This is a genomic window from Caballeronia terrestris, assembly GCF_001544515.1.
Taxonomy (GTDB): Bacteria; Pseudomonadota; Gammaproteobacteria; order Burkholderiales; family Burkholderiaceae; genus Caballeronia; species Caballeronia terrestris.
Genome location: NZ_FCOL02000597.1, coordinates 1 through 625, shown reverse-complemented (window position 1 = coordinate 625; position 625 = coordinate 1). Strand labels below are relative to the sequence as shown.

The following is a 625-nucleotide window of genomic DNA, read 5'->3' as shown; positions in this document are numbered from 1 at the left end:
CGTTAATGCACTCAGGAGCGCCTGTCCGTGCAGCATCCGGAGGACGGAGCGGTGCATCGGCCAAGTGGCATAGGCGACAATCAGCGCCCAAAGCACCGGTTCGATGAACGGACGAAAAACCATCGCGCCCAGCAGGAGAATCACGATGGCAGGCAACCACGAAAGGCCAGGCACCATCCTTGTTTTCTTCATCGCGCTATCTCGCCATGCGTTCGTGCACGCTGATCGGATCGGCTGCGAACGCGACGCTGACCGTGACTATCGATGGAGCGCGTCATGCCGCGACGTCCGTCTCACGCTCGCACCTGCCAGCTTGCGGGTCTCTTCGAACAGTAGGACCGTAGATGCCACACCAATGACAATCCCCCAGTCAGTCCAGGCCATGCCAGTCGTGCCGAACAATCGCGAAGCCGGCGCCCAGTGCACAGCGACGAATTGCAGCGCCAGAGTGCCGATCAGGGACATCCACAGCATTCTGTTGTCGAAAAAGCCCGCGTTGAACGCGGAGCCGTTTTCGCTGCGCGCGTTGAACACGTTAAAGAACTGAAACAGCACAAAGGTCGTGAATGCCATCGTCAGGGCACGCGCCTCGCTGCCCGTCCGCATGCCGTAGTACAACACTGCC

General features: G+C 60.0%; 1 protein-coding gene and 1 pseudogene. Both read right to left on the bottom strand.

What is annotated here, in order from left to right:
- A pseudogene (locus AWB67_RS40575) lies at positions 1–192 on the bottom strand (hypothetical protein); the annotation flags it as partial.
- 66 nt (positions 193–258) lie between these two features.
- The coding region (locus tag AWB67_RS39140) for a cation transporting ATPase C-terminal domain-containing protein (protein WP_200822451.1) at positions 259–625 on the bottom strand (367 nt) is incomplete at its 5' end.